This window comes from Mesorhizobium cantuariense (genome assembly GCF_042647205.1).
GTDB lineage: Bacteria > Pseudomonadota > Alphaproteobacteria > Rhizobiales > Rhizobiaceae > Mesorhizobium > Mesorhizobium cantuariense.
Genome location: NZ_JBHRVD010000001.1, coordinates 2,596,230 through 2,620,017 on the forward strand (window position 1 = coordinate 2,596,230; position 23,788 = coordinate 2,620,017).

Consider the following 23,788-nt stretch of genomic DNA (forward strand, 5'->3'; position numbering starts at 1 on the left):
TCAGCGTGAGTTTATGACGGCGGCTGCGAGATTGATGAAGGCAGCGAAGCTCTGATCGGTTTTATCGGCTCGCATGGCGATACGCTTGAATTCCTTGAGTTTGCAGAAGAAGTTCTCGATCAGGTGGCGCCATTTGTAGAGTTCCTTGTCGAGTGGCAGGGGAAAAGTACGACGTGAGTGCTGTGAGATAACGATCCTGGCGCCGCGCTCATTCAGGTCGGCAATGATGCTGTTGCTGTCGAACGCTTTGTCGGCAATCAAGCCACCAAAACAGACGCCATCGATGAGCGGTGCGACGCCCACCGTATCGAACCGCTGGCCGGGCAAAAGAACAAAGCGCACAAGATTGCCAAGCGCATCAGTGAGCGCCAGAATTTTGGTGGTCATGCCGCCCTTGGAGCGGCCTATGGCCTGGCTTTGAGTCCCCCTTTTGCGCCCTGTCCATGGCGGTGGACCTTGACGATGGTAGCATCAACCATGGCGTACTCCATGTCCGGCTGGTCCGAACAAGCCTCGAAAAGCCGAATGAAAACATCGGCTTTGACCCAATCGCGGTAGCGTTTGAAAACGGTGTTCCAGCTCCCGAAGAAGGCTGGAAGGTCGCGCCACGGACTTCCTGTCCGCACGATCCAAAGCAAGGCTTCGATGAAGCGGCGATTGTCACCCCCACTTCGTCCGGGATCGGTTGGTTTGCCCAGGCAATGCGGTTCCATCTTCGCCCATTGGGCGTCCGTCAGCACAAATCGTTCCATCCAAAGCTTGAATCACAATCCAAGCTCAGGGGGAATCCTGAATCTCAACAAGCCTTAGCTGTTGAAGAAGTGCTAGCGCAGTTGTTGGGAGCGTGATTCACTGATCCTTGATCGATTGGGGATTCGTGGATGCGCGGATTGGACGAGCGGACAGGGTCGCTGTTTTCGTATGTCGATCTTGAGGAGCGCGTTCGGGGTGATCATCCGCTTCGCACGATCCGGGAAATCGTCAACGCGGCGCTAGCGGAGATGGACGGCGATTTCGCGGTGATTTATCCGCCTGGGCTCGGCCGCCCGTCGATAGCGCCGGAGCGATTACTGCGTGCGATGCTGTTACAGGCCTTCTACGGCATCCGCTCTGAGCGCCAGTTGATGGAGCGGATGGAGTTCGATCTTCTGTTCCGCTGGTTTGTAGGTCTTGGCATTGATGATCCGGCCTGGGACCATTCGAGCTTCACCAAGAACAGGGAGCGTCTGCTCGAAGGCGAGATCGCGGCGAAGTTCCTGCGCGCGGTTCTTGCACAGCCGAAGGTGAAGCGGCTTTTGTCCTCGGACCACTTCTCGGTGGATGGGACGCTGATCGACGCCTGGGCTTCGATCAAGAGCTTCCGGCGCAAGGATGGCGGCGACAATGATCCGGACGGTGCTGGCCGCAACGCCGAGCGCGGCTTTCATAAGGAGAAGCGCTCTAACGACACGCACCAGAGCACGAGCGATCCGCAGGCGCGGCTCTACAAGAAGGGCGACGGCCGGCCGGCGAAGCTCTGCTATATGGGACATGCGCTGATGGAGAACCGCCATGGGCTGGCGGTCGACGGCGGCATCACCCAGGCTACGGGCACGGCCGAGCGGGAGGCCACGCTCGCCATGTTGGACCGCAGGCAATCGCGACGGCGCATCACGCTGGGCGCCGACAAAGCCTACGACGTGCGTCAGTTCATCAAGGACCTGCGCGAGCGCAAGGTTACGCCGCATATTGCCGTCGATGGCCATCTCAGCAAGACGGGCAAGCCCCGCGTAACGGCAATCGATGGCCGCACGAAGCGCCATCTGGGCTATGAAGCCAGCCAGCGCTGCCGCAAGCGGATCGAAGAGGTGTTCGGCTGGATCAAGTCATCCGCCGGCATGGCCAAGGTCAAGCTGCGAGGATGCGCCCGTGTGGGCGCGGCTTTCACCTTGGGCCTGGCGGCCTACAACCTGATCCGCCTGCCCAAGCTGCTGGCGGCGCCAGCATGAGCCTCGTGGGACGCTGGCGGATCGTTGAGATGCCCGACTATGTCGAGGACTATCCCGACATGGCCGAGCCCGCTCACATTCTCTTTGAAGCCAACGGTTCCGGCGAATTCGCCTTCGGCTGCGTCACCGGAGAGATATTCGGCGGAGGCGACGGCAACCATGTCGCCTTCTCCTGGCAAGGCAATGACGAAATGGACGAGGCTCAGGGAGACGGTTGGGCTGAAATCCAACCGGACGGCTCCATCGTAGGCCAAATCTGCTTTCACAACGGCGATGAAGCAGACTTCATCGCTCGCAGATGGACTTCTTCAACAGCCTGTTAAAGCATGATCCCGAAAAGTGGGAACCGGTTTTCGGATCAGATCATGCCCAGGCAAGAATCACTTCTTCAGCGCCAGGCCGACGGCGATGAAGGTCCAACCCTGGAAGATCAGGTCGATCGCCAGGAACAGTCCGAGCACCCACAGGCTGTTGACCGGCCAGCCCATCGCGATGATCAGGCCGGCAAGGGCGCTGATGACACCGGCTGCGACGACCCAGCCCCAGCCGCGTTGCGGCCGGTGGCTGTAGCCGACCCAGGCCCGGAGCACCCTGACGCGACCAGGGCGATCGCCAGCAGGAACGTCAGCACCGCTGAAGCGAGCAGCGGATTGTAGAAGGCGAAAAAGCCGGCAACGGCGTAGAGCAGTCCGCTGAGCAACCAGTAGAAGAAGCGGCTCCAGGTCTTGACGCCGAACGCATGCACGATCTCGATGATGCCGGCCATCAGCATCAGCCATCCCACGACATAGACGGAAGCCACCGTGGCGATGAACAGATTGGCGAAAGCAATGCCGCCGAAGATGAGCAGCAGCACGCCGAGCGCGACAAACCACCCCCATTTTGTCCGTGTCTGTTCGATCGCGATCTTCAAGGCGTCGCCGTGCAGGGTCATTGTCGCGGTCTCCATCAAGGGCTGCGGGATACTGCCGGATGGAAGTTAGTCCCGGCGCCGGCCAACGTCCAGTCGATGACCGGCAGCGGCATCGCAGCAAACCGCGAGCGGATGTCTCGGGTTTAAATCAAATTTTACCAAACGACCGTCAAAGCTGTCGTCGGTAACCGTGTGCGTTGTGTTAGTGGAGTGGCCATGAGTCCGGTCGGAAGAATCTCTCTGGTGTTGGCCGCCGCGATGCTGGGTGGGGCGGGCGCTGCCAATGCGGGCGAGGGCAGCTGGTTGTCCGGCGACTGGTATCTGACCGTTGGCGCCACTGGCATGGTGGCGCCGAATTTCGAGGGCGGCAAGAAGTACCTGCTCAGCGCTTCGCCGATCATCTCGCTGGGCAAGGCGGGACCGGCGGCCCGTTTCACCTCGCGCAACGACAACATCTCACTGGCGCTGGTCGACGACGGCGGTATTCGCGCCGGCCTGACCGGCAAATTCCTGTTTTCCCGTGACGATGGCAACGCCGATGAGCTGAAGGGCCTCGATCCGGTGCGCTGGGGCGGGGAAGTCGGCGGCTTCTTCGAATTCTACCCGACGGATTGGCTGCGCACCCGCGCCGAGCTGCGCCACGGCATTCGCGCTCACAATGGCTTTGTCGCCGACATTGCAGCCGACGCGTTCTACGACGTGACGCCAACCGTGCGGATTTCGGGCGGACCACGTGTCTCCTTCGCCTCGGCCAACTATTTCGACGCTTACTACGGCGTCAACGCGCAGGAAGCCGTGGCTTCGGGCTTGAGCGAATATCATCCCGGTGGCGGGCTGAAATCGACCGGCCTTGGCGGCGCCATAACCTGGAAGGTGACCGAGCCGATGACCGCCAGCCTGTTTGGCGAATATTCCCGCCTGATGGGACCGGCGGCCGATTCCAGCCTGGTCAAGGAACGCGGCGACCGCAATCAGTTCATGATCGGCGTGTCGACTACCTATCGCTTCGATTTCACGATGTAAGTGAATCGAACGAGAGACGCTTTATTCCTGCGCCCATCTCCGCTAAAAGCCCACCAATGACGAGCTTTTCGCGCCTTCACGCGCTGACGATACGAATTACCGGCCCGGTGTTCCGGGCGGCCTGAGGGTCGCCGGAGCCGCCGGGAATTTTGCGCGCGGCCTCTCGCGCTTTTTCCAGATCATCAGGCATGTCGCCCAAAAGTGGCCCCGGTTTTGGGAAAACGACATGCGCAAAAAGTAAAGTTCAACGCCCTGGCTCTTTTGCCAACGGGCAATGCACATGGCAGACCAATGACCGATACCGCTGAAACGATCGATTATTCCAAGACGCTTTATCTGCCGCAGACGGATTTTCCGATGCGCGCCGGCTTGCCCGAAAAGGAGCCGCTGCTGGTCAAGCGCTGGCAGGACATGGACCTCTACCGCAAGCTGCGCGAGAGCGCTGCCGGCCGCACGAAATACGTGCTGCATGACGGCCCGCCCTACGCCAATGGCAACATCCATATCGGTCATGCGCTGAACAAGATCCTCAAGGACGTCATCACCCGCTCGTTCCAGATGCGCGGCTATGACTCGAACTATGTGCCCGGCTGGGACTGCCATGGCCTGCCGATCGAATGGAAGATCGAGGAGCAGTACCGCGCCAAGGGCAAGAACAAGGACGAGGTGCCGGTCAACGAATTCCGCAAGGAATGCCGTGAGTTCGCCGCACATTGGATCACGGTGCAGGGGGCTGAGTTCCAGCGGCTCGGCGTCATCGGCGACTTCAAGAATCCCTATACGACGATGGCTTTCCATGCCGAGGCGCGCATTGCCGGCGAGCTGTTGAAATTCGCCATGTCGGGCCAGCTCTATCGCGGCTCCAAGCCGGTGATGTGGAGCGTGGTCGAGCGCACGGCACTGGCCGAGGCCGAGGTCGAGTACCAGGATTATGAAAGCGACACGATCTGGGCGAAGTTTCCGGTCGCCAGCCTGGTCCACCCCATCGACGATGGCGAGACCAAACTGACCGAGGGAGCGCTCGATCTGCTGCAGGCCCACGTCGTCATCTGGACGACGACGCCATGGACCATCCCCGGCAACCGCGCCGTCAACTATTCGCCGCGCATCAATTACGGCCTCTACGAGGTCACGGCGGCCGACAACGCGTTCGGCCCGCAGCCAGGCGAAAAGCTGATCTTTGCCGACGCACTGGCCGAAGACGCCTCGGCCAAGGCCAAGGTCACCTTGAATCGTCTCCGCAGCGTTTCGGCGCAAGAGCTTGGAAGCCTTACGCTTTCGCATCCGTTCAAGAGCTTTGGCGGTGGCTATGAATTTGCCGTTCCGATGCTCGCCGGCGACCATGTCACCGACGATGCCGGCACCGGCTTCGTTCACACAGCTCCCGGCCATGGCCGCGAGGACTTCGACGCCTGGATGGATGCGGCGGTGGACCTGCGCGCACGCGGCATCGACAGCGCCATCCCGTTCACCGTCGACGATGGCGGCTTCTTCACCAAGGATGCCCCGGGTTTCGGTCCGGACCGCGAGGGTGGAGCCGCGCGTGTCATCGATGACAACGGCAAGAAGGGCAACGCCAACCAGGCCGTCATCGACGAACTGATCAAGCGCGACGCGCTGTTTGCGCGGGGCCGGCTGAAGCACAGCTATCCCCATTCATGGCGATCCAAAAAACCGATCATCTTCCGCAACACGCCGCAATGGTTCGTCTATATGGACAAGGACCTCGGCGACAGCTCGACGCTGCGCAGCCGCGCATTGAAGGCGATCGACGACACCCGTTTCGTGCCCGCGGCGGGCCAGAACCGCATCCGCGCCATGATCGAGGAGCGCCCGGACTGGGTGCTGTCGCGCCAGCGCGCCTGGGGCGTGCCGATTGCCGTCTTCGCCGATGCCGACGGCAATGTGCTGAAGGACGAGGCTGTCAACCAGCGCATCATGGATGCCTTCGAACAGGAGGGTGCCGACGCCTGGTTCGCCACTGGGGCCAAGGAGCGTTTCCTTGGCAATCACGATGCGTCCAAATGGAAGCAGGTGATGGACATCCTTGACGTCTGGTTCGATTCGGGCTCGACGCACGCCTTCACGCTGGAGGATCGTCCTGACCTGAAATGGCCGGCTGACGTCTATCTCGAAGGCTCCGACCAGCATCGCGGCTGGTTCCACTCCTCGCTGCTGGAAAGCTGCGGCACCAGGGGCAGGGCGCCTTACGATACCGTCGTCACCCATGGCTTCACCATGGATGAGGATGGCCGCAAGATGTCGAAGTCGCTCGGCAACACCGTTGTGCCGCAGGACGTCATCAAGCAGTCGGGCGCCGACATCCTGCGGCTTTGGGTGGTGACGACCGACTATTGGGAGGATCAGCGGCTCGGCAAGAACGTGCTGCAGACCAACATCGACGCCTACCGCAAGCTGCGCAACACCATCCGTTGGATGCTGGGCACGCTCGCCCATGACGATGGCGAAGAGGTGCCGCTGGAAAAGATGCCGGAGCTGGAGCGGCTGATGCTGCACCGGCTCGCAGAGCTCGATGAAATCGTGCGCTCGGGCTACGACGCCTTCGAATTCAAGCGCATCACCCGCATGCTGCTCGATTTCATGGTGGTCGAACTGTCGGCCTTCTATTTCGACATCCGCAAGGACGGGCTCTACTGCGACGCGCCGTCGAGCGTGAAACGCAAGGCTTCGGTGCAGGTGGTACGCCATCTCTTCAATTGCCTGGTGAAATGGCTGGCGCCGATGCTGCCCTTCACCATGGAAGAGGCCTGGCTCGATCGTCATCCCGACGCCGTCTCGGTGCATCTCGACCAGTTCCCGCAAATCCCGGCGGACTGGAGGAACGAGGCGCTGGCGGAAAAGTGGCGCCAGGTGCGGCAGGTGCGGCGTGTCGTCACCGGCGCGCTGGAGATTGCGCGAGTCCAGAAGGTGATTGGCTCGTCGCTGGAAGCGGTGCCGGTTGTCACCATTAACGATGCAGCGCTCGAAGCGGCGATAGCCGATGTCGACATGGCCGAGATGGCGATCACCAGCGATCTGGTGATCGCTCATGGCGAAGCGCCTGCGGGTGCCTTCACGCTTGACGACGTCAAGGGTGTCGCCGTGGTGGTCGAAAAGGCCGAGGATCGGGGCCTGGTGAAATGCGCACGGTCCTGGCGCTACACCGCCGATGTCGGCCAGGATCCGGAATTCCCGGATGTTTCGGCGCGCGATGCGGCGGTGCTGCACGAATTGAAGGCGCTTGGCCGGCTTTAATCCGCTGGCGGAAAGCTTCCATCGGTGCACAAATGCCACGCCGGGCGGGCGAAAACCGCCCGCGCGTTGCCCTTAACGAGTGGTTGAGGTAAACACGCGAAACTCCGGAAGACAAATTGTCGCCGGATTTCCGTCGCAAGTGCTTGGACGATGGGGACTGGTCATAAGGCCGGTGGCAATCGAGAGGCTGTCTATAGTGGGACTTTTTGGCATGACCGAGAGATATAACGCGCGCCTGGCGCTGCTGGCGCCGCTTGTCGCATCGGGCCTCGCTTTGTCCGGCTGCATGGGGTCTCCGACCTATGGCACCGACAAGACCGCCGGCGAACAGCTGGCCGGCGATATTTCGGGCGCCTTTTCATTCGCGCCGAAGCGCAAGGAACAGATCGACTACAAGCCGCGCCCGACACTGGTGAAGCCCGCGCCAGGCCAGAAGGAAGCGCTGCCGGCGCCGCAGGACAGCATCGAGACGGCGAGCGCCGAATGGCCCGAATCGCCCGAGCAGCGCCGCGCGCGCCTGCGCGCCGACGCCACCGCCCATCAGAACGATCCGGCCTACCAGTCGGAGATCGTCGACGACGTGCAGACCGATCCGGCCTCGGTGAAGAAGGCAATGGCGGATTCAGGCTCGAGCCACCCGCCGGCGTGGACGCCCGCCGATTCCGACAAGGGCCGCGCCGCGGAAATCCAGCGCCGCCTGGCCGATAGCAAGCAGGGCGACCCGAACACCCGCAAATATCTGAGCGAACCGCCGGTGCAGTATCGTGTCGCAGCCGGCACGGCGCCGCAAGATCAGCTTGGCGAGGACGAGTACAAGAAGGAACGCCGTCTCAAGAAAGAGGCGGAAGGCAAGAAGGGCAGCGGCTGGTTCGACTGGATGCCGTCCCTGTAAAAAACCGCCTCTTTGTTGTTTCTTGCCGAAGGGCGCCCGGTTCAGCCGCGCCGCTCCCGGAAAAATTCTTTGAGCAGCAGGGCCGCTTCGGTCTCGCCCATGCCCGGATAGATGTCGGGCGTATGGTGGCAGGTCGGCGAGGCGAAGAAGCGCACGCCATTGACCACCGCACCGCCCTTGTCGTCGGCAGCGCCGAAATAGAGCCGGCGCAGCCGGGCGAAGGAAATGGCGCCGGCGCACATGGCGCAAGGCTCCAACGTCACATAGAGATCGTGGCCGGTGAGCCGCTCGGCCGACAGCTTGCGGCAGGCTTCGCGGATGACCAGCATCTCGGCATGCGCCGTCGGGTCGGCAAGTTCGCGTGTGCGGTTGCCGGCGCTGGCGACAACGCCATCGCCGTTGGCGATGACGGCGCCGACCGGCACTTCGCCTCGCAAGGCGGCAGCTTCAGCCTCCTTCAGCGCCAGCGCCATGAAATCGGGCCGCTTCACGCGATTTCCATTCCGATTATCTCCTCGCCACCTGACGGTGATCCTGTTATTGAGCGCATGACCTCGAAAATCGGGACTCGGTTTTCGGAAATGATCATGCGCCACATCAAAAGTGCTACAGCGTTCGTTGCGCGCCCGAAAGGATGCGCCACGCTGTAGCAGCGCAAACGGATAAAGGCCACATGGACGACAACGACAAGAAATTCCGGCCCAAGAAGGGGCCGGCTAGAAGCGGCCCGAAGGCAGCGGGACCGCGCAGCCGTGATGGCGCCGCCGGCAAAGGCGGCAAGCCGTCGTTTGGCGCCAAGAAACCTTACGCACCGCGTGGCGATCGGCCGATGGCTGCTGACGGCGAGCGGCCGAAGCGCGACTTCAAGGGCGGTGACAAGCCATTCAGCAAAGGCCCGCGTCCCGAAGGCAAGCCCTTTGAGAAGCGTGAGGGCCCACGCAAGCCCTACGCACCGCGCGGCGACAGGCCGATGGCGACCGAGGGCGAGCGCAAGCCCTATGAGAAGCGCGAAGGACCGCGCAAGCCCTACGCACCGCGCGGCGACCGCCCGATGGCCGCCGATGGCGAGCGCAAGCCCTATGAGAAGCGCGAAGGACCGCGCAAACCCTATGCGCCGCGTGGCGACCGTCCGATGGCGGCCGAAGGCGAACGCAAGCCTTATGAAAAGCGCGAAGGGCCGCGCAAACCCTATGCTCCCCGTGGCGACCGCCCGGTGGCCGCTGAAGGTGAGCGCAAGCCCTATGAAAAGCGTGAAGGGCCGCGCAAACCTTATGCGCCCCGTGGCGACCGGCCGGCTACGCCGGCAGCGGGCGGCGAAAAGCGCTTCGACCGTCCCAAGCGCGACTTTGGCGATCGGCCGCAAGGCGCGTCAGGCGGCAGCTTCAAGCCACGCCCGCGTCCGGCCGAAGCTGCGGAAGAGGCAGGCGAGCGTATCGCCAAGCGGCTGGCCCGCGCCGGCCTCGCCTCGCGCCGCGATGCCGAGGAGCTGATCGCCGCCGGCCGCGTCAAGGTCAATGGCCGCGCCCTGACCTCGCCGGCCTTCAACGTCATGCCTGATGACATCATCCATCTCGACGGCATGGAAATCCCGCCGATCGAGCGCACCCGGCTGTTCCTGTTCCACAAGCCGGCCGGCGTCGTCACCACCAACCGCGACCCCGAGGGCCGCAAGACCGTCTTCGACGTGCTGCCGGCTGAATTGCCGCGGCTGATGACCATCGGCCGGCTCGACATCAACACCGAAGGCCTGCTGCTGCTCACCAATGATGGCGGCCTGTCGCGCGTGCTTGAACTGCCGGCCACCGGCTGGCTGCGTCGCTACCGCGTGCGCGTCCACGGCAAGGTCGAGGAGAGCGCGCTTGCCGGCCTGCGTGAAGGCATTGCCGTCGACGGCGTCTTTTATGGCGCCATCGAAGCGACGCTCGACCGTGAGCAAGGCACCAATGCCTGGCTGACGATCGGCCTGCGCGAGGGCAAGAACCGCGAAGTCAGGAACATCCTGGGTTCGCTCGGCCTCGACGTGACGCGGCTGATCCGCATTTCCTACGGCCCGTTCCAGCTCGATGACCTTGCCGAGGGCCAAGTGCTGGAAATCAAGGGCAGGGTGCTGCGCGACCAGCTTGGCGAGCGCCTGGTCGAGGAATCCGGCGCCAATTTCGACGCCGATGTCACCAAGCCGTTTTCCAACAAGCCGGTGCGGCGCGCCGAAATCCGCGAGCCGGAGCCGGAAAGGCCGAAATTCACCCGCGACGGCGAGCGCCGTCCGATCGGCGAGGGCGGCTTGATCAAGAACCGCAAGCGCCGCGAAGGCAGCCGCGACGAGGCGCTGGGCAAGCTGTCGACAAGCCCCGACAGAAGCGCAGGGTCAGAGAAGAGCTTTGGCGAGCGCGGTCCGCGGCCCGAACGCAGCTTTGGCGACAAGCCACGCGGCAATTTTGGCGACAAACCCCGCGGCGGCTTCGGCGACAAGCCTCGTGGCGGTTTTGGCGGCAAGCCCGGCGGCAAGAAATCCGAGCGCGAGCAGCGGCCGATCGAACCGCCCGGCCAGCGCAAGGCCAATGTCTGGATGGCGCCGGGGGCGCGGCCGATCGGCAAGGGCAGGGCTGAGGCCGACGCCGCCAAGGCGGCTGACGCCAAGGCGCGCAAGGCGTCGTTCAAGCCGTCTTATGGCAAACCCGCCGGTGCAAAACCCTTCGACAAGCCGCGTGGCGAGCGCCCGGGCGGCGGCGAGCGGCCGCGCGGCGGTCCCAAGGGCCCCAGAACGAGATGAGGCCCGGACCAAGATGAGGATCGTCGGCGGTGAGTTTCGCGGGCGTCCCTTGGCGACGCCTCGCTCGAGCGCCATCCGTCCGACGACCGATCGCACCCGCGAGGCGGTCTTCAACGTGCTGGCGCATCGCTTCGCGGAGCAATTAGACGGCGCGCGCGTGCTCGACCTGTTCGCCGGCACCGGCGCTCTCGGGCTCGAAGCGCTGTCGCGCGGTGCCTCCTACGGCGTCTTCATCGAGGAATCGGCCGAAGGCCGTGGCCTGATCCGCGACAATGTCGAGGCCTTCGGCCTGACCGGCCGCACCAAGATCTTTCGCCGCGACGCTACCGGCCTAGGTGAGGCCGGCACGCTGTCGCCGTTCGGCCTTGTCTTCGCCGACCCGCCCTATGGCAAGGGCCTTGGCGAGCGCGCCCTGCAGTCGGCGAAGGCCGGCGGCTGGCTCCGCCCCGGCGCGCTGTGCGTGGTCGAGGAGGCCGCGGTGGCGCCGTTCGAGCCGGGCCCCGGCTTTGCCGTGCTGGACGAACGCAACTACGGCGAGACCGTCATCCGCTTCATCGAGGCGGCCTGATACGCGCTCCATCCATAGCCAGGCATTCACGGCCGGCCTCTTTGCCGCCGCCTTTGCCGGCAACATGACCAACAATTCACTTTGCTTGTCGCCAACACCCTGCCTATCGTCATGCCAAGAAAACCGGAGCCATTGATGACATCCAAGGCTGAATGGCTGCGCGCAACGCTGCTGGCGACGTCGCTGGCTTTCACTGTCACCAGCCCGGCGCTGGCCGAGAGCGCGCCGGACGCGTTCAAGGTCACGAATTTCCTGCTCGACAACGGCATGGAGGTCGTCGTCATTCCCGACCACCGGGCGCCGATCGTCACCCATATGGTATGGTACAAGATCGGCAGCGCCGACGAGCCGCCCGGCAAATCCGGTATCGCCCATTTCTTCGAGCATCTGATGTTCAAGGCGACGAGCCATCATGCTGCCGGCGAGTTCGACCGCGCCATCTCCGATATCGGCGGCTCCAACAACGCATTCACATCTTACGATTACACCGCTTTCCACGAGACGGTGGCGCCATCGGCGCTCGAGCTGATGATGAGCTTCGAGGCCGACCGCATGCGCAACCTCATCCTCACCGACGAGGTTATCAAGACCGAGCGCGATGTCATCCTCGAGGAGCGCCGCTCGCGCATCGACAACAATCCAGAGGCGGTTCTGGACGAGGAGGTGGACGCCACGCTGTGGCAGAACCAGCCCTATCGCATTCCGGTTATCGGCTGGATGCAGGAGATGCAGCAGCTGAACCGCACCGACGCCACCGCCTTCTATGACAAATACTACCGGCCCAACAACGCCGTGCTGATCGTCGCCGGCGATGTCGAGCCGGACACGGTGCGGGCACTCGCCGAAAAGACCTATGGCAAGGTGGCGCGCGGCCCCGATCTGCCGCCGCGCATCCGCCCGGTCGAGCCGGAGCAGAACACCAAACGCACGGTGACGCTCTCCGATGCCCGCGTCAGCGTGCCGAGCTTTTCCACGCAATGGGTGGTGCCGTCCTATCATACGGGCAAGCCGGGCGAGGCCGAAGCGCTCGACCTTTTGGCGGAAATCCTAGGCGGCGGCAACCGCAGCCGGCTCTACCAGGCGCTCGTCGTCCACCAAGGCATTGCTTCCAATGCGGGCGCCTATTTTCAGGGCACCATGCTCGACGACACCAATTTCACCGTCTACGGCGCGCCGCGCGGCGATGCCAAGATTTCCGACGTCGAAGCGGCCGTCGATGCCGAGGTGGCACGCATCGTGAGGGATGGAGTGACGCCATCGGAGCTGGAAAAGGCCAAGGACCGCTATGTGAGGTCGATGATCTTTGCCCGCGACAAGCAGGATTCCATGGCCAACATCTACGGCTCGACGCTGGCCACCGGCGGCAATGTGCAGGACGTCCAGCAATGGACGGACCGCATCCGCAAGGTTACCGCCGACGAGGTCAAGGCCGTCGCCGCGCGCTACCTGGTGCTCGCCCGGTCGACGACCGGCTATCTCTTGCCGCAGCAACAGGCGGGGAATTGATGATGAATTCGATCCCCATGAGCGAGGCCGCCCCCTCATCCGGCCGCTTCGCGGCCACCTTCTCCCCGCTGGGGAGAAGAGGCTGGCGCCAGCGCTGGCAAGCTCCTCTCCCCGACGGGGAGAGGTCAGCCGAGCGAAGCGGAGGCTGGGTGAGGGGGAGCGCCGGCTTCCGCGATTGGTCGCTGCCGACGATTGCCGCATGGCGTGCATTCGCAACCGTTTTCCTCTCCATCGTCTTCCTGATCCTGCCGGCACTCACCGCGCGCGCCATGGACATCCAGTCCGTCACCTCGCCAAAAGGCATCACTGCCTGGCTGGTGGAGGACTATTCCGTGCCGATCGTCGCTATCCGCTTCGTCTTCGGCGGCGGCTCGACGCAGGATCCAGTCGGCAAGGAAGGCCTGGCCAACCTGATGACCGGCCTGTTCGACGAAGGCGCCGGCCCGCTCGACAGTGAAGACTTCCAGATCAAGCTTGATGATGCCGGCGCCGAGATGAGCTTCGACGAGAGCCGCGACGGCATCTATGGTTCGATGCGCATGCTGGCCGAGCAGCGCGACGAAGCGTTCGAGCTGTTGCGGCTCGCGGTCAACGAGCCGCGCTTCGACCAGCTGCCGATCGACCGCATCCGCGCCCAGATCCTGTCCGGCATCATCGCCGGCGAGAACGATCCCGACACGGTCGCGCAGAACAAATGGGCGCGGGCACTTTATGGCGACCATCCTTATTCCCGCTCCGACCAGGGCACCAAGGAAAGTATCGCCACCATCACGCCGGACGACCTGAAAGCCTTGCACAGAGCAGTGTTCGCGCGCGGCGGCCTGCATGTCGCCGTGGTCGGCGCCATCGACCCCGAGACGCTGAAGAAGAAGCTCGACATGGTGTTCGGCGACCTGCCGCAAAGCCAGGCGCTCGCCCCCGTGGCCGATATCGATCCGAAGCTGGCCCAGCATGTCGAGGTCGACTACGACCTGCCGCAGACCTCGCTGCAGCTCGCCTATCCCGGCGTGAAGCGCAAGGCGGCGGATTTCTTTCCGGCCGTGCTGATGAACGAGATCCTCGGCGGCGGCACCTTCACCTCGCGCCTGTTCCAGGAAGTGCGCGAAAAGCGCGGGCTGGCCTACAGCGTCAACTCCTCGCTGATCAACCAGGACCACGCCAACGCGCTGATCGTCAGCACCGGCACCCGCTCGGACCGCGCGGCCGAGACGCTGGCCATCATCCGCGACGTCGTCAAGCAGCTGGCTGAGGAAGGCCCGACCGAGGCCGAGCTGGCGGCGACCAAGAAATACATGATCGGCGCCTACGCCATCAACAATCTGGATTCGTCGAGCGCGATTGCCGCGACGCTGGTCGAACTGCAGCTCGACGATCTCGGCATCGACTACATGCAGCGCCGCGCCGGCTACATCAACGCGGTGACGCTCGATCAGGTCAAGGCGGCGGCCAAAAAGCTGCTGTCGACTGAGCCGACGATCATGGTCATCGGGCCGAAACTGGCCGGAGCCGGCAAGGGATGAGCCCGACCTTCGGCATCGCCTTTGGCGGCGGCGGTGCGCGCGGGCTGGCGCATATCCATGTCATCGAGGCGCTGGACGAGCTGGGCATCAGGCCGGTGGCCATAGCCGGCTCGTCGATCGGCGCCATCATGGGCGCCGGCATGGCCGCCGGCATGACCGGCAAGGACATCCACGACTATGCCCGCTCGATCCTCGGCCGCCGCGCCGAAGTGGCGAGCCGCATGTGGCGGGCACGGCCGGGCACGATCGCCGAAGCCATGCAGGGCGGCATCCGCGTCAGCCAGTTCAATGTCGAGCGCATCCTGAAAGCCTTTCTGCCCGAGGCCATTCCCGAAACCTTTGCTGAGTTGAAGATCCCGCTGAAGGTGACGGCGACGGACTATTTCGGCCACAAGCTGGCCGTGTTCGACGACGGTGACCTGCATTCGGCGCTGGCAGCGTCAGCGGCCATTCCAGCCGTGTTCCGCCCTGTGATGCGCGACGGAAGGCTGCTGATCGACGGCGGTATCTACAACCCTGTGCCGTTCGACCTGATCGAGAACGACGCCGACATCATCATCGGCGTCGACGTGGTCGGCGCGCCCGAAGAGGCCGACCGCAAGCAGCCGACCTCCGTCGACCTGATGTTCGGCGCCACCCAACTGATGATGCAGTCGATCATCGCCAACAAGCTGAAACAATGCCGCCCCGACATCCTGGTCCGCCCTGCCGTGTCGAAATACCGCGTCCTCGATTTCCTGAAGATCGACGCCCTGATGAACGAGACGGTCGACATCAAGGACGAGCTGAAACGGCAGGTGGAGAAGGTGCTGGAGGCACGGGGCGGCAAGCGCAAAAGCGGCAAGCAGATCGCCAGCTGAGCTGTCGTTCGATACCTGCAAATCACTTGAGATGACTTGGAAAATCAGGTCGGAAGACGATCCCGTGTCGCCTCCCGACCATCGCATGATCTTCGTTCAGGCGCTTTCGTCCAACCAGACATTCTCGAAATTCTGTTCGAAGGTCGGGTGGATGCCGTAATTTTTCACCGACTTCGTCGAGTGATTGTAGATCTTGCGCCAGTAGGGCTGGATGATGATACCCGAGCTCTGCAGGATCTTCTCGATGTCGGCCATCAGTTCGCGCCGCTTGTCGACGTCGGCGACGGTCAGCGCCTTGGCGATCTTCTCGTCCAGCTCCTTGTTGGAATAGGCGGACTCATTCCACGACTCGCCGGTGCGATAGGCGAGTGCGATAACCTGCACGCCGAGCGGGCGCATGTTCCAGTTGGTCATCGAGAACGGGTATTTCGTCCAGTCGTTCCAGAAGGTCGACCCCGGCAGGACCGTGCGCTTGACCTTGAAGCCGGCCTCGCGGAGCTGGGCTGCGATCGAATCGGCGGTGTTCTTGTGCCAGTCCTGGTCGAGCCCGATCAGTTCGTGCTCGAACTCCATCTGGCCTGCCTCGGTCATCAATGCCTTGGCCTTGGCGATGTCGCGCGACACTTTCGGCAGTTCGGCATATTCGGGATGGATGGCGCAGACGTGATGGTTTTCGCCGAGCGTGCCGGCGTCGCCATAGCCAAGCTTCAGCACGGTCGCATTGTCGACGGCAAGCTGGATCGCCTGGCGCACCTTCTGGTCGTCGTACGGCTTGTTGTTGACGTTGGTGCGCGCCACGATGGTGTTGGCCGTCACCACCTCGTGCTTGACCAGGCCCATCTTGTCGAGGATGGACACATAGTCCGCCGTCGTCTCGTAGTTGGTGTTGACCTCGCCGGATTCGAAGGCGCTGATCATCGCGTTGGCCTCGGTGCCGTAGTCGATGAACTCGATGCCGTCGAGATGCGCCTCGCCGCCCCACCATTTGCCGTTGACGCGGCGCTTCAGCACGACTTTCGAGCCGACATCGTAGGACACCAGTTCGAACGGTCCGGTGCCGATCGGATTCTTCACGAAGTTGCTGCCCATCTTCTCGTAGTCGCGGTGCACGACCAGCGCCGGATAATCGGAGAAGCCGGCGATGATCGAAATGTCGGAGTCCGGCAGCTTCAGCTTGATCGTGTAGTCGTCGACCTTGATGATGGCGCCGGCAAGCAGCTTGCCGGTCTTGGCATCGATGAGAGCGCCCATGCGTGCCGCCATCGAATTGCCCTCGGCCGACTTGTCGCACCAGCGCGTCAGGTTGAAGACCACGTCGTCGGCGTTGAAATCGTCGCCATTGTTCCATTTGACGCCCTGGCGAACCTTGAGCGTGTATTCGGTGGCGTCGTCGTTGATTTCCCAGCTTTCGAGCAGGATCGGCTTGAAGGTGAATTCGTTGGTGTATTTGACCAGCGGTTCCAGCGTCTGCCGGGTGACGTTGGCCATTTCCGACCAGTCATAGGTCCGCGGATCCTTCTGTTCCTTGACGCTGGTCGCGACTTTCAGCACGCCGCCCTTTCGCGGCTCCTCGGCCCGCGCGACCGTCGGCGCGGCGAGGCCGAGCATTGCGTAGGCGGCTGCGGTCGTTGCGCCGAATGCGCTGGCGATCGCCAGGAACTCGCGCCGGTCGACCGCGCCTGCCTTGGCGCTCTCGGCCATCGCCGCGACGAAATCAGGAATGCGGCCGCCATTGTTCTTGAGCATTGTCATTGCGTTCTCCCATTGGTTTCAGTCCCTGATGCGCTGTTGATTGCAGCGGCCTTGTTGGTTCATCGTAGACATTGGCCGGCACGATGGGATCGAAAAGGATTCAGCGCCGGCTGAGAATAATTCCGCCGGGCGTTGCGATAGCGATTGTCCGTGCCTTGGCAGGCTTCAGCGATCGAGCGGCGCGACGGTCAGATCGATCAGCCGGCCAAGTCCTTTGCTGTCCAGGGCATCGAAGGACAGCGCCATCGCTTCCATTTCGTCGGCCCGGTCCTTGCCGATCAGCCCATCGGTAAAAGTCGCATATTTCTGGTGAAACTCGTCGTCGCTCATCGGGTTGTCGCGATCGCCTTTCGGCGTGCGCGGCTCCGACATGATTTCGCGTCCGTCCTTCAGATAAAGCGTCACGTCGGCCCAGCGCTTGCCGATGCTGATGCGAGTGTAGTGCTCGGTCTCGACCAATTCGGTGGCGTTGGAAATACGACGGATCTCTTCGTCCTGCAGAACTTGCGGCAGCAACTCCTGCGGTCCGATTTTGCCGCGCACGATCATCGTTGCGACCGGGAACGCGATCGAATAGGTCATCTCGTCCAGCGTCTTCGGATTGTGGCCGGCAAGCCGCACCGCATAGTGGAAGGTCTGGATGCGCACCCGCGCGACATCCCCGCTGGAAAGCTTGTTGTCACGCATCAGGTCGCGTGCGGCATCGATCGATGGGTGGGCCCAGCGGCATACCGGATACGGTTTGTACGACGTATCCTCGACGACGCGCCAGGCTTGTCCGAGATCGCTCCACCAGGGTGCGGCGGCTTCGCCTTCGGCTGTGATCGCCGGTGCCCCGGTGAAGCCGAGTTCGGCCATATAGGCTGCCATGACCCCGGATGGCGCGCCCCAGCCGACGCCGTCGCGCAGCATGGTCGGGAAATCGATGCAGCGCATCATCTGGCTGCGCGGACCGTGGTATTCGGCAATGCCCGCGGCATGGCGCGTCTGCTCCTGGCTGAGCCGAAGCAGGCGGGACACTCCGGCCGCCACACCGACCGCGGTCCACGCCCCTGAGGTGTGATAATCGGGCACGGTGCCGTGCAGGGTCAGCCCAGCGCGGTAGGAAACCTCATAGGCGACGGCCAGCGCAACCATCAGCTCTTCGCCGGAGAGTGCGGCGCCCGAGGCCCTGAGCGAATCCGCAACGGCGAGCAGGGCCGGAAAAACCGCCGAACCTGCATGGCCCTTGCAGGGGCTGGTGGTGTCGTGCCCATCGATGGAATCGATGGTGAAGGCGCCGGCAAAGGCCGCGCCTGCCGGGCTGACCGGACGCCCGTCGAAGATCATCCGGGCCGCGATTTCGGGCGACGAACGCCACAGCCGATCAGCGATTGTCTTGGTGATCGACGAGATCTCCGTCGTCGAGCCCACCGCCGCCACGCCAAGCGTGTCGGCAAAACTGCGCCTCAGCACGGCGCGCATCTCTTCGGGAATGGCGTCGTATGTCAGGCTGCCGGCAAACTCGGAAAAGCTGGTCACGTTAAAACCTCCCACATTCAATTCGACAGGCGCTGCCTGACGGTGCGCCGGCTGTTCAAGGCGGACACCGTCATGTTCGGGCCAAGGTGATCGGCGCCGACCTTGACGTGGATGACCGCCGCCTTGCCGCTGGCCAGCGCGCGTTCGAACGCCGGCGCGAAATCGTCGGTCGCTTCCACCGTTTCACCATGGCCGCCATAGCCGATCGCCACGGTTGCGAACTCCGGATTGGTAAGTCCGGTGCCGGAATTGCGGCCCGGAAAGGCGCGTTCCTGGTGCATGCGGATGGTGCCGTAGGAACGGTTGTCGACGACGATGAAGATCGGGTCGAGACCGTACTGGATCGCGGTGGCGAACTCCTGGCCATTCATCAGGAAGTCGCCGTCACCCCCGATATAGATGGCCGGCGCGTCGGGATCGGCGACCTTGGCGGCAACCGCTGCCGGCACGCCAAAGCCCATGGCGCCGCACACCGGCGCCAGCGCGCCACGAAACCGGCGATAGCGGAAGTGGATGTTTGGCCAGTCGGAGGCATTGCCGGCACCTGTGGTCACGAAGGCATCGGCCGGCAGCCGCTGGCTCAGGAACCGCATGACCGCGCCCATGTCGACGGGACCGGGCTGTACGGCAAGGTCGAGCATGGCCAGGTAGCGCTGCCTTGCCGAGGCACGGATCGCGGCGCGCCCCGGATTGCCGCCGGGTGCCGCGATGGCCGCCAGGGCAACTGCAAAAGCATTCGGGTCGGCCTGCACCAGAAGGTCAGCTTGGTAGAGCCGGCCAAGCTCCTCGGCGCCGGGATGCACGTGCACCAGCGGGCAGTGCGGAACAGGCGATGGGATCAGCGAGAATTTCAGCGTCGTGCCGTCGCCCAGCCGGGAGCCGACGGCAAGGATGAGGTCGGCTTCGCGGCAATAGTCGTTGGGCATCGGCGCGCCACCGAAACCAAGATTGCCGATGTAGTTTGGATGATCGTGGGGAAACAGGCCCTGGCGGCGGAAGCCGACAGCGACGGGAAGACCGAGGTTTTCCGCGGCCTGGATGATGGCGTCGTGGCCGGCCCTCGTCCAGTTGGCGCCGCCAAGCAACAGCAGCGGCCGCGTGGCGCGTGCCAGCATGGTTTCGACCGCGGCCATGTCAGCGGCCAGCGGCGCGACTGGCGTCGCCATCGCCGGTTTCAGGTCCGGCGTGTCGCATTCGGCCTTGAGCATGTCTTCCGGCAGGACCAGAACGACGGGGCCGGGGCGGCCGGAAATCGCGGTTCGCCAGGCCCGGTTGACGTATTCGGGGATGCGCGACGGATGATCGATTTCCGCCACCCATTTGCACATCGGACCAAAGACGCGGCGATAGTCGAGTTCCTGGAAGGCTTCGCGGTCGCGGTGCGCGGTCGAAATCTGTCCGACCAGAAGGATGAGCGGCGTCGAGCCCTGATAGGCCGCATGCAGGCCGATCGCGGCGTTCATCGCGCCCGGACCACGGGTGACGAAACAGACGCCCGGCTCGCCGGTGGCGTCGGCGTAGGCAGTCGCCATGAAGCAGGCACCGCCCTCGTGGCGACAGGTGATGTAGCGGATCAGATTGGCGCGCTGCCACAGCGCATCAAGTGCCGTCAGATAGCTTTCGCCCGGCACGCCGAAGACGGCCTTGCAGCTGTTTTGCAACAGAGCGCTGATGAGTATCTGACCGCCGTTTCGCAAGATCGCCCCGCTTTTCATGGCGACCCTAGGGGCGCGTCCAAAGCGTCTCAATCGAATAAAATTTCGCTGCGGATGAATTGATTTCGGACCGGTGGCGAAAGCCCGTCAGTCGCTGCGAAGGCTGGTGCTGAGCGACAGCAGCCAGGCCTTGAAATGCTTGACTCGGGCGAGACCGGCCGAGCGCTTCGGTGCGATGAAGTAATAGGCGCCGCCGGTTGGCACGTCCTCGGCAAAGGGGGCGATCAGCGAGCCGCGCTTCAGCAGGAGATCGCCATAGGGGCGGCGGTTCATCGCCACGCCCATGCCTTCGCTTGCGGCAAGCAAGGCGTGGGAGCGGGAATCGAACATCAGTTTCGGTACCTGGTTCGAGCCCGCAATGCCCATTCTCTCGAACCAGAAATCCCATTCATGCGGCACGTATTCGCAGCCGATCAGCCGCCGCCCGAGCAAATCCTCCGGCGTCTCGATAGGCCCGTTGTGGCGCAGATAGTCGGGCGAGACGACCGGCGCGACAACCTCGTCGATCAGCTTCTCGCACATGTGTTCCGCCGGCGCCGTCATGGCATAGCGAATGTCGATGTCGATGCTGGAGCCGGAGAATTCGATCTCGTCCGGCTTGGTGATCAGCTTGACGATGATCTCGGGGTTGGACGACAGGAAATCGTCCAGCTGCGGGATCAGCCACATCTGCGCCAGCGACTGGAACAGATGGATGGTCAGCCCGCCATTCTTGGTGTCCTGCATCACCGACAGCGTGCTCGCCTCGATGCGGTCCAGCGCGTCGCCCAGCCCTTCGAGATATTTCTCGCCGATCTCGGTGAGCTTCAGGCCGGTCTGCTCGCGCAGGAAAAGCCTGGCGCTGACAAAGGTCTCCAGTGACTTGATCTGGTGACTGACGGCGGAACTCGAAATCAGCAATTCTTCGGCGGCGTCGGCCAGGCTGCCGGCCCGGGCCGCCGCCTCGAAGGCTCGCAACGCGGCAAAGGGAGGTAACCGCCTTGCCATCTTCGCTAACTCCTCCGCGCGCTGGAACCCAGTGCTCCAGCGCGGCACCTATAGGGGTTTTCAAGAGGCGGTGGAAGATTGGAGGCCCAACCGCAGCGTCACGCCCGCATGCGCAGGCCTTGCGGATCGTAGCGCGGGCCGTCCGAAACCGACGCGGCACGGCGTTTGCCGTTGATCTCGACCTCGAAGCCGGCGCCGCTATCGACAATTTGCGATTTGAGATAGCCGAGTGCCAGGCTTTCATTTGTTGTGTAGCCATAGGCGCCCGAGGTGACGTAGCCGACATAGACATCGTCGCGGAACACCGGCTCGCCGCCGGTGCAATCGGCGTCGCCGGCATCGACGGACAAGGTGACGAAGCGCTCGGCGGCGCCCTGCGAACGATGTCTGCGTGCGGCTTCCTCGCCGATGAAGCCGGAGCGTTTCCAGTCGACGAAACGCTCCATGCCGGTCTCCATGACCGTGTAGTCCGGCGCCAGATCGAGCCCCCAGCTCTTGAAGGCTTTTTCGACGCGCAGGCTGGCCAGTGCCCGGCTGCCGGCCGGCACCAGGCCAAGGCCGGCGCCGGCGCGCAACAGCGCATCATAGAGGCCGGCCTGGTACATTGCGGGTGTGTAGATCTCGTAGCCGAGCTCGCCTGAAAACGAGACCCTGAGCACGATCGCATCGGTCGCCGCCTCGAGCTCCACGCGCCTGACCGACAGGAACGGAAACGCATCGTTCGACACATCGCTATGCGTTATCCCGGCCAGAATCTGCCGCGCGTTCGGCCCGGCGAGCATCAGCCCGCTCCAGCCGTCGGACAGGTTCTCGACCGAAATGCCCGGCGTCTTGTGCGCGTCGAACCAGCGCATATGCTGACCCTGCATCGTACCGGCGCCAAGCAGGAGATAGCTGCCGTCGTCGAGCTTCGACACGGTCAGGTCGCCGATCAGCCGGCCTTTTTCCGACAGCATCGGCGACAGCGCGACTGCGCCGGGTCGTTTTGGAATCCGTCCCGCCAGCAGCCACCGCAGCCAGCCGCAGGCGGCATCGCCCGAGATGCGGTATTTGGCGAAGGTCGATATCTCGAACAGGCCGGCGGCGCGTCGCACCGCCTTGCATTCCTCGCCGACGGTCTTCCACCAGTTCTGCCTGCTATAGCCGAAGATGTCGCGCTGCTCGTCGCTAGGCCGCGCAAACCACAGCGGCTGCTCCCAGCCATTGTTGAAGCCGAAGACGGCGCCCCTGGCCTTCTGTGCGGCGTAGGCGGGAAATGTCCGCAACGGCCGGCCGGCGGCGCATTCGAGATGCGGGTAGGGGCGCTCCTGCCGGTTCTCGTAGTAATATTTGGTCCGCTCGAAGGTGAAGCGCTTGCCGGCCCAGCGGCCGAAGCGGGCGACGTCCCAGAAATTCACATCCATCTCCGGCTCGCCGTCGACGATCCATTCCGAGATCACCTTGCCGATGCCGGCGCCCTGGTTCAGGCCGCTCATCACGCCGCAGGCGCAGAAATAGTTCTTCAGTTCCGGATGCGGTCCGAGCAGTGGCCCAAGGTCGGGCGAGAAGATCATCGGTCCGTTGATGACGCGCTTGATGCCGGCCTCGCCGAGGCACGGCATGCGGTCCATCGCCACCTCGAAATTGCGATCCATGCGGGCCAGATCGTTGGGCAGCAGCTCGTGGCCGAAGTCGAGCGGTGTGCCGTCGAAGGCCCAGTGATGGCAGGTGCTTTCATAGGCGCCGAGCAGGATGCCCTTGCCCTCCTGGCGTGAATAATAGCCGGCTTCGCTCTCGCCGATGGTCGGCAACTCATGGTCCATCGCTTCGATTTCGGGGATCGCTTCGGTCACCAGATAGTGATGTTCGACCGGCAGCAGCGGCAGCTTGATGCCGGCCAGTGCGCCGACTTCGCGCGCCCACAGGCCGGCAGCGTTGACGACGAATTCGGCGTGGATGGTGCCATCAGGCGTTTCGACGTCCCAGCCGCCATCGGCGCGCGGCGTCGTCGCGGTCACCGGTGTGTGACGGTGGATCTTCGCGCCGAGCTTGCGCGCCGCAGCGGCAAAGGCATTGGTCGCCGAGGAGGGATCGACATGGCCCTTGATCGGCTCCCACAGCACCGCTTTGAGGTTTTTGGTGTCGAGGACCGGCGCTCGGTCCTTGGCCTCTTCAAAGGTGATCCATTCCGCCTCGACGCCGTTGCGGCGGGCGCGGGCCCGGGCAATCGCCAGCGTCGTGACCTCGTCGTTCGATGCCGCCAGATGCATGCCGCCGGTCGGATGGTAGCCGACAGCCTGTCCGCTCTCGCGTTCGATCTCCGGATAGAGATTGATCGTGTAGACCTGCAGCCGCTGCGCGTTTGACGGCCTGGTCAGCGAGAACAGATTGCCTGCGGCGTGCCAGGTCGAGCCGGATGTCAGTTCCGAACGCTCCAGCAGCACCACATCCTTCCAGCCCTTTTTGGCCAGGTGATAGAGGATGGCGCAGCCGGTTATCCCACCGCCGATCACCACCACGCGGGCATGTGTATCCATTC

General features: G+C 63.6%; 17 protein-coding genes and 1 pseudogene. 10 read left to right on the top strand and 8 right to left on the bottom strand.

The features are described 5' to 3' along the window. Window positions 1-752, bottom strand: a protein-coding gene (locus ACFOJ9_RS12160; protein ID WP_378979099.1) for an IS5 family transposase whose coding sequence is annotated in 2 segments (ribosomal slippage) — window positions 1-422 and window positions 422-752 — 753 coding nt in all. Because the reading frame shifts where the segments join, the coding sequence is not laid out codon by codon here. Between the two features lie 129 nt (window positions 753-881). Between ACFOJ9_RS12160 and ACFOJ9_RS12165 the strand changes: the two genes are divergently transcribed. Together ACFOJ9_RS12165 and ACFOJ9_RS12170 are read left to right on the top strand one after the other, a co-directional pair. Beyond that, window positions 882-1,988, top strand: coding sequence for an IS5 family transposase (locus ACFOJ9_RS12165; RefSeq protein WP_378979100.1), 1,107 nt, complete (start codon window positions 882-884; stop codon window positions 1,986-1,988). Beyond that, on the top strand, window positions 1,985-2,311 hold the full coding sequence (locus ACFOJ9_RS12170; protein WP_378979101.1) for a hypothetical protein: 327 nt from the start codon (window positions 1,985-1,987) through the stop codon (window positions 2,309-2,311). Before ACFOJ9_RS12165 ends, ACFOJ9_RS12170 begins: the two co-directional genes overlap by 4 nt. A gap of 57 nt (window positions 2,312-2,368) precedes the next feature. Here ACFOJ9_RS12170 and ACFOJ9_RS12175 read toward each other — a convergent pair. Next, window positions 2,369-2,922, bottom strand: a pseudogene (locus ACFOJ9_RS12175) (HdeD family acid-resistance protein). 195 nt (window positions 2,923-3,117) lie between these two features. On the opposite strand from ACFOJ9_RS12175, the gene ACFOJ9_RS12180 reads away from it, so the two are divergent. The 3 genes from ACFOJ9_RS12180 (at window position 3,118) to ACFOJ9_RS12190 (ending at window position 8,071) form a co-directional block, all read left to right on the top strand. Continuing rightward, on the top strand, window positions 3,118-3,924 hold the full coding sequence (locus tag ACFOJ9_RS12180; protein WP_378979102.1) for a MipA/OmpV family protein: 807 nt from the start codon (window positions 3,118-3,120) through the stop codon (window positions 3,922-3,924). A 291-nt stretch (window positions 3,925-4,215) separates the two neighbouring features. Then, complete coding sequence (gene ileS, locus ACFOJ9_RS12185; protein ID WP_378979103.1) at window positions 4,216-7,179, top strand: isoleucine--tRNA ligase; 2,964 nt, start codon at window positions 4,216-4,218, stop codon at window positions 7,177-7,179. Between the two features lie 211 nt (window positions 7,180-7,390). Next, a complete protein-coding gene (locus ACFOJ9_RS12190; protein ID WP_378979104.1) occupies window positions 7,391-8,071 on the top strand; it encodes a hypothetical protein in 681 nt (226 codons plus the stop codon). A gap of 41 nt (window positions 8,072-8,112) precedes the next feature. Here ACFOJ9_RS12190 and ACFOJ9_RS12195 read toward each other — a convergent pair whose 3' ends face one another. Then, window positions 8,113-8,562 carry a nucleoside deaminase gene (locus tag ACFOJ9_RS12195; RefSeq protein ID WP_136620977.1) on the bottom strand — a complete coding sequence of 150 codons (450 nt, stop codon included), beginning with the start codon at window positions 8,560-8,562 and terminating at the stop codon, window positions 8,113-8,115. A 182-nt stretch (window positions 8,563-8,744) separates the two neighbouring features. On the opposite strand from ACFOJ9_RS12195, the gene ACFOJ9_RS12200 reads away from it, so the two are divergent. The 5 genes from ACFOJ9_RS12200 to ACFOJ9_RS12220 all read left to right on the top strand — a co-directional run bounded on the left by ACFOJ9_RS12200 (window position 8,745) and on the right by ACFOJ9_RS12220 (window position 15,295). After that, window positions 8,745-10,841, top strand: a complete 2,097-nt coding sequence (locus tag ACFOJ9_RS12200; RefSeq protein ID WP_378979105.1) for a pseudouridine synthase — start codon at window positions 8,745-8,747, stop codon at window positions 10,839-10,841. Window positions 10,842-10,854: 13 nt separating this feature from the next. Further along, the gene (gene rsmD, locus ACFOJ9_RS12205; RefSeq protein WP_109663119.1) at window positions 10,855-11,409 is read left to right on the top strand and encodes a 16S rRNA (guanine(966)-N(2))-methyltransferase RsmD; all 555 of its coding nucleotides are present in this window, start codon (window positions 10,855-10,857) and stop codon (window positions 11,407-11,409) included. Window positions 11,410-11,544: 135 nt separating this feature from the next. After that, the gene (locus ACFOJ9_RS12210; protein ID WP_378979106.1) at window positions 11,545-12,915 is read left to right on the top strand and encodes a M16 family metallopeptidase; all 1,371 of its coding nucleotides are present in this window, start codon (window positions 11,545-11,547) and stop codon (window positions 12,913-12,915) included. A 149-nt stretch (window positions 12,916-13,064) separates the two neighbouring features. Beyond that, a complete protein-coding gene (locus ACFOJ9_RS12215; protein WP_378979107.1) occupies window positions 13,065-14,435 on the top strand; it encodes a M16 family metallopeptidase in 1,371 nt (456 codons plus the stop codon). After that, on the top strand, window positions 14,432-15,295 hold the full coding sequence (locus ACFOJ9_RS12220) for a patatin-like phospholipase family protein (protein WP_378979108.1): 864 nt from the start codon (window positions 14,432-14,434) through the stop codon (window positions 15,293-15,295). Before ACFOJ9_RS12215 ends, ACFOJ9_RS12220 begins: the two co-directional genes overlap by 4 nt. A gap of 96 nt (window positions 15,296-15,391) precedes the next feature. On the opposite strand, the gene ACFOJ9_RS12225 is transcribed toward ACFOJ9_RS12220, so the two are convergent. The 5 genes from ACFOJ9_RS12225 to ACFOJ9_RS12245 form a co-directional block, all read right to left on the bottom strand. Then, complete coding sequence (locus ACFOJ9_RS12225; protein ID WP_378979109.1) at window positions 15,392-17,047, bottom strand: ABC transporter substrate-binding protein; 1,656 nt, start codon at window positions 17,045-17,047, stop codon at window positions 15,392-15,394. 165 nt (window positions 17,048-17,212) lie between these two features. After that, a complete protein-coding gene (locus tag ACFOJ9_RS12230; RefSeq protein ID WP_378979110.1) occupies window positions 17,213-18,568 on the bottom strand; it encodes an MmgE/PrpD family protein in 1,356 nt (451 codons plus the stop codon). Window positions 18,569-18,585: 17 nt separating this feature from the next. Then, window positions 18,586-20,283 (bottom strand): thiamine pyrophosphate-dependent enzyme, encoded by a 1,698-nt coding sequence (locus ACFOJ9_RS12235; protein ID WP_378979111.1) that lies wholly within the window; start codon window positions 20,281-20,283, stop codon window positions 18,586-18,588. Between the two features lie 87 nt (window positions 20,284-20,370). Further along, a complete protein-coding gene (locus ACFOJ9_RS12240) occupies window positions 20,371-21,270 on the bottom strand; it encodes a LysR substrate-binding domain-containing protein (RefSeq protein ID WP_378979112.1) in 900 nt (299 codons plus the stop codon). Window positions 21,271-21,368: 98 nt separating this feature from the next. Further along, window positions 21,369-23,786, bottom strand: coding sequence for a GcvT family protein (locus ACFOJ9_RS12245; RefSeq protein WP_378979113.1), 2,418 nt, complete (start codon window positions 23,784-23,786; stop codon window positions 21,369-21,371). Window positions 23,787-23,788: the final 2 nt, after the last annotated feature.

Excerpts from the sequence above, each read along its gene's own strand:
- ACFOJ9_RS12165 (WP_378979100.1), top strand. The coding sequence starts at position 882 with ATGCGCGGATTGGACGAGCGGACAGGGTCGCTGTTTTCGTATGTCGAT.
- ACFOJ9_RS12170 (WP_378979101.1), top strand. The coding sequence starts at position 1,985 with ATGAGCCTCGTGGGACGCTGGCGGATCGTTGAGATGCCCGACTATGTC.
- ACFOJ9_RS12180 (WP_378979102.1), top strand. The coding sequence starts at position 3,118 with ATGAGTCCGGTCGGAAGAATCTCTCTGGTGTTGGCCGCCGCGATGCTG.
- ileS (WP_378979103.1), top strand. The coding sequence starts at position 4,216 with ATGACCGATACCGCTGAAACGATCGATTATTCCAAGACGCTTTATCTG.
- ACFOJ9_RS12190 (WP_378979104.1), top strand. The coding sequence starts at position 7,391 with ATGACCGAGAGATATAACGCGCGCCTGGCGCTGCTGGCGCCGCTTGTC.
- ACFOJ9_RS12200 (WP_378979105.1), top strand. The coding sequence starts at position 8,745 with ATGGACGACAACGACAAGAAATTCCGGCCCAAGAAGGGGCCGGCTAGA.
- rsmD (WP_109663119.1), top strand. The coding sequence starts at position 10,855 with ATGAGGATCGTCGGCGGTGAGTTTCGCGGGCGTCCCTTGGCGACGCCT.
- ACFOJ9_RS12210 (WP_378979106.1), top strand. The coding sequence starts at position 11,545 with ATGACATCCAAGGCTGAATGGCTGCGCGCAACGCTGCTGGCGACGTCG.
- ACFOJ9_RS12220 (WP_378979108.1), top strand. The coding sequence starts at position 14,432 with ATGAGCCCGACCTTCGGCATCGCCTTTGGCGGCGGCGGTGCGCGCGGG.
- ACFOJ9_RS12225 (WP_378979109.1), bottom strand. The coding sequence starts at position 17,047 with ATGACAATGCTCAAGAACAATGGCGGCCGCATTCCTGATTTCGTCGCG.
- ACFOJ9_RS12235 (WP_378979111.1), bottom strand. The coding sequence starts at position 20,283 with ATGAAAAGCGGGGCGATCTTGCGAAACGGCGGTCAGATACTCATCAGC.
- ACFOJ9_RS12240 (WP_378979112.1), bottom strand. The coding sequence starts at position 21,270 with ATGGCAAGGCGGTTACCTCCCTTTGCCGCGTTGCGAGCCTTCGAGGCG.
- ACFOJ9_RS12245 (WP_378979113.1), bottom strand. The coding sequence starts at position 23,786 with ATGGATACACATGCCCGCGTGGTGGTGATCGGCGGTGGGATAACCGGC.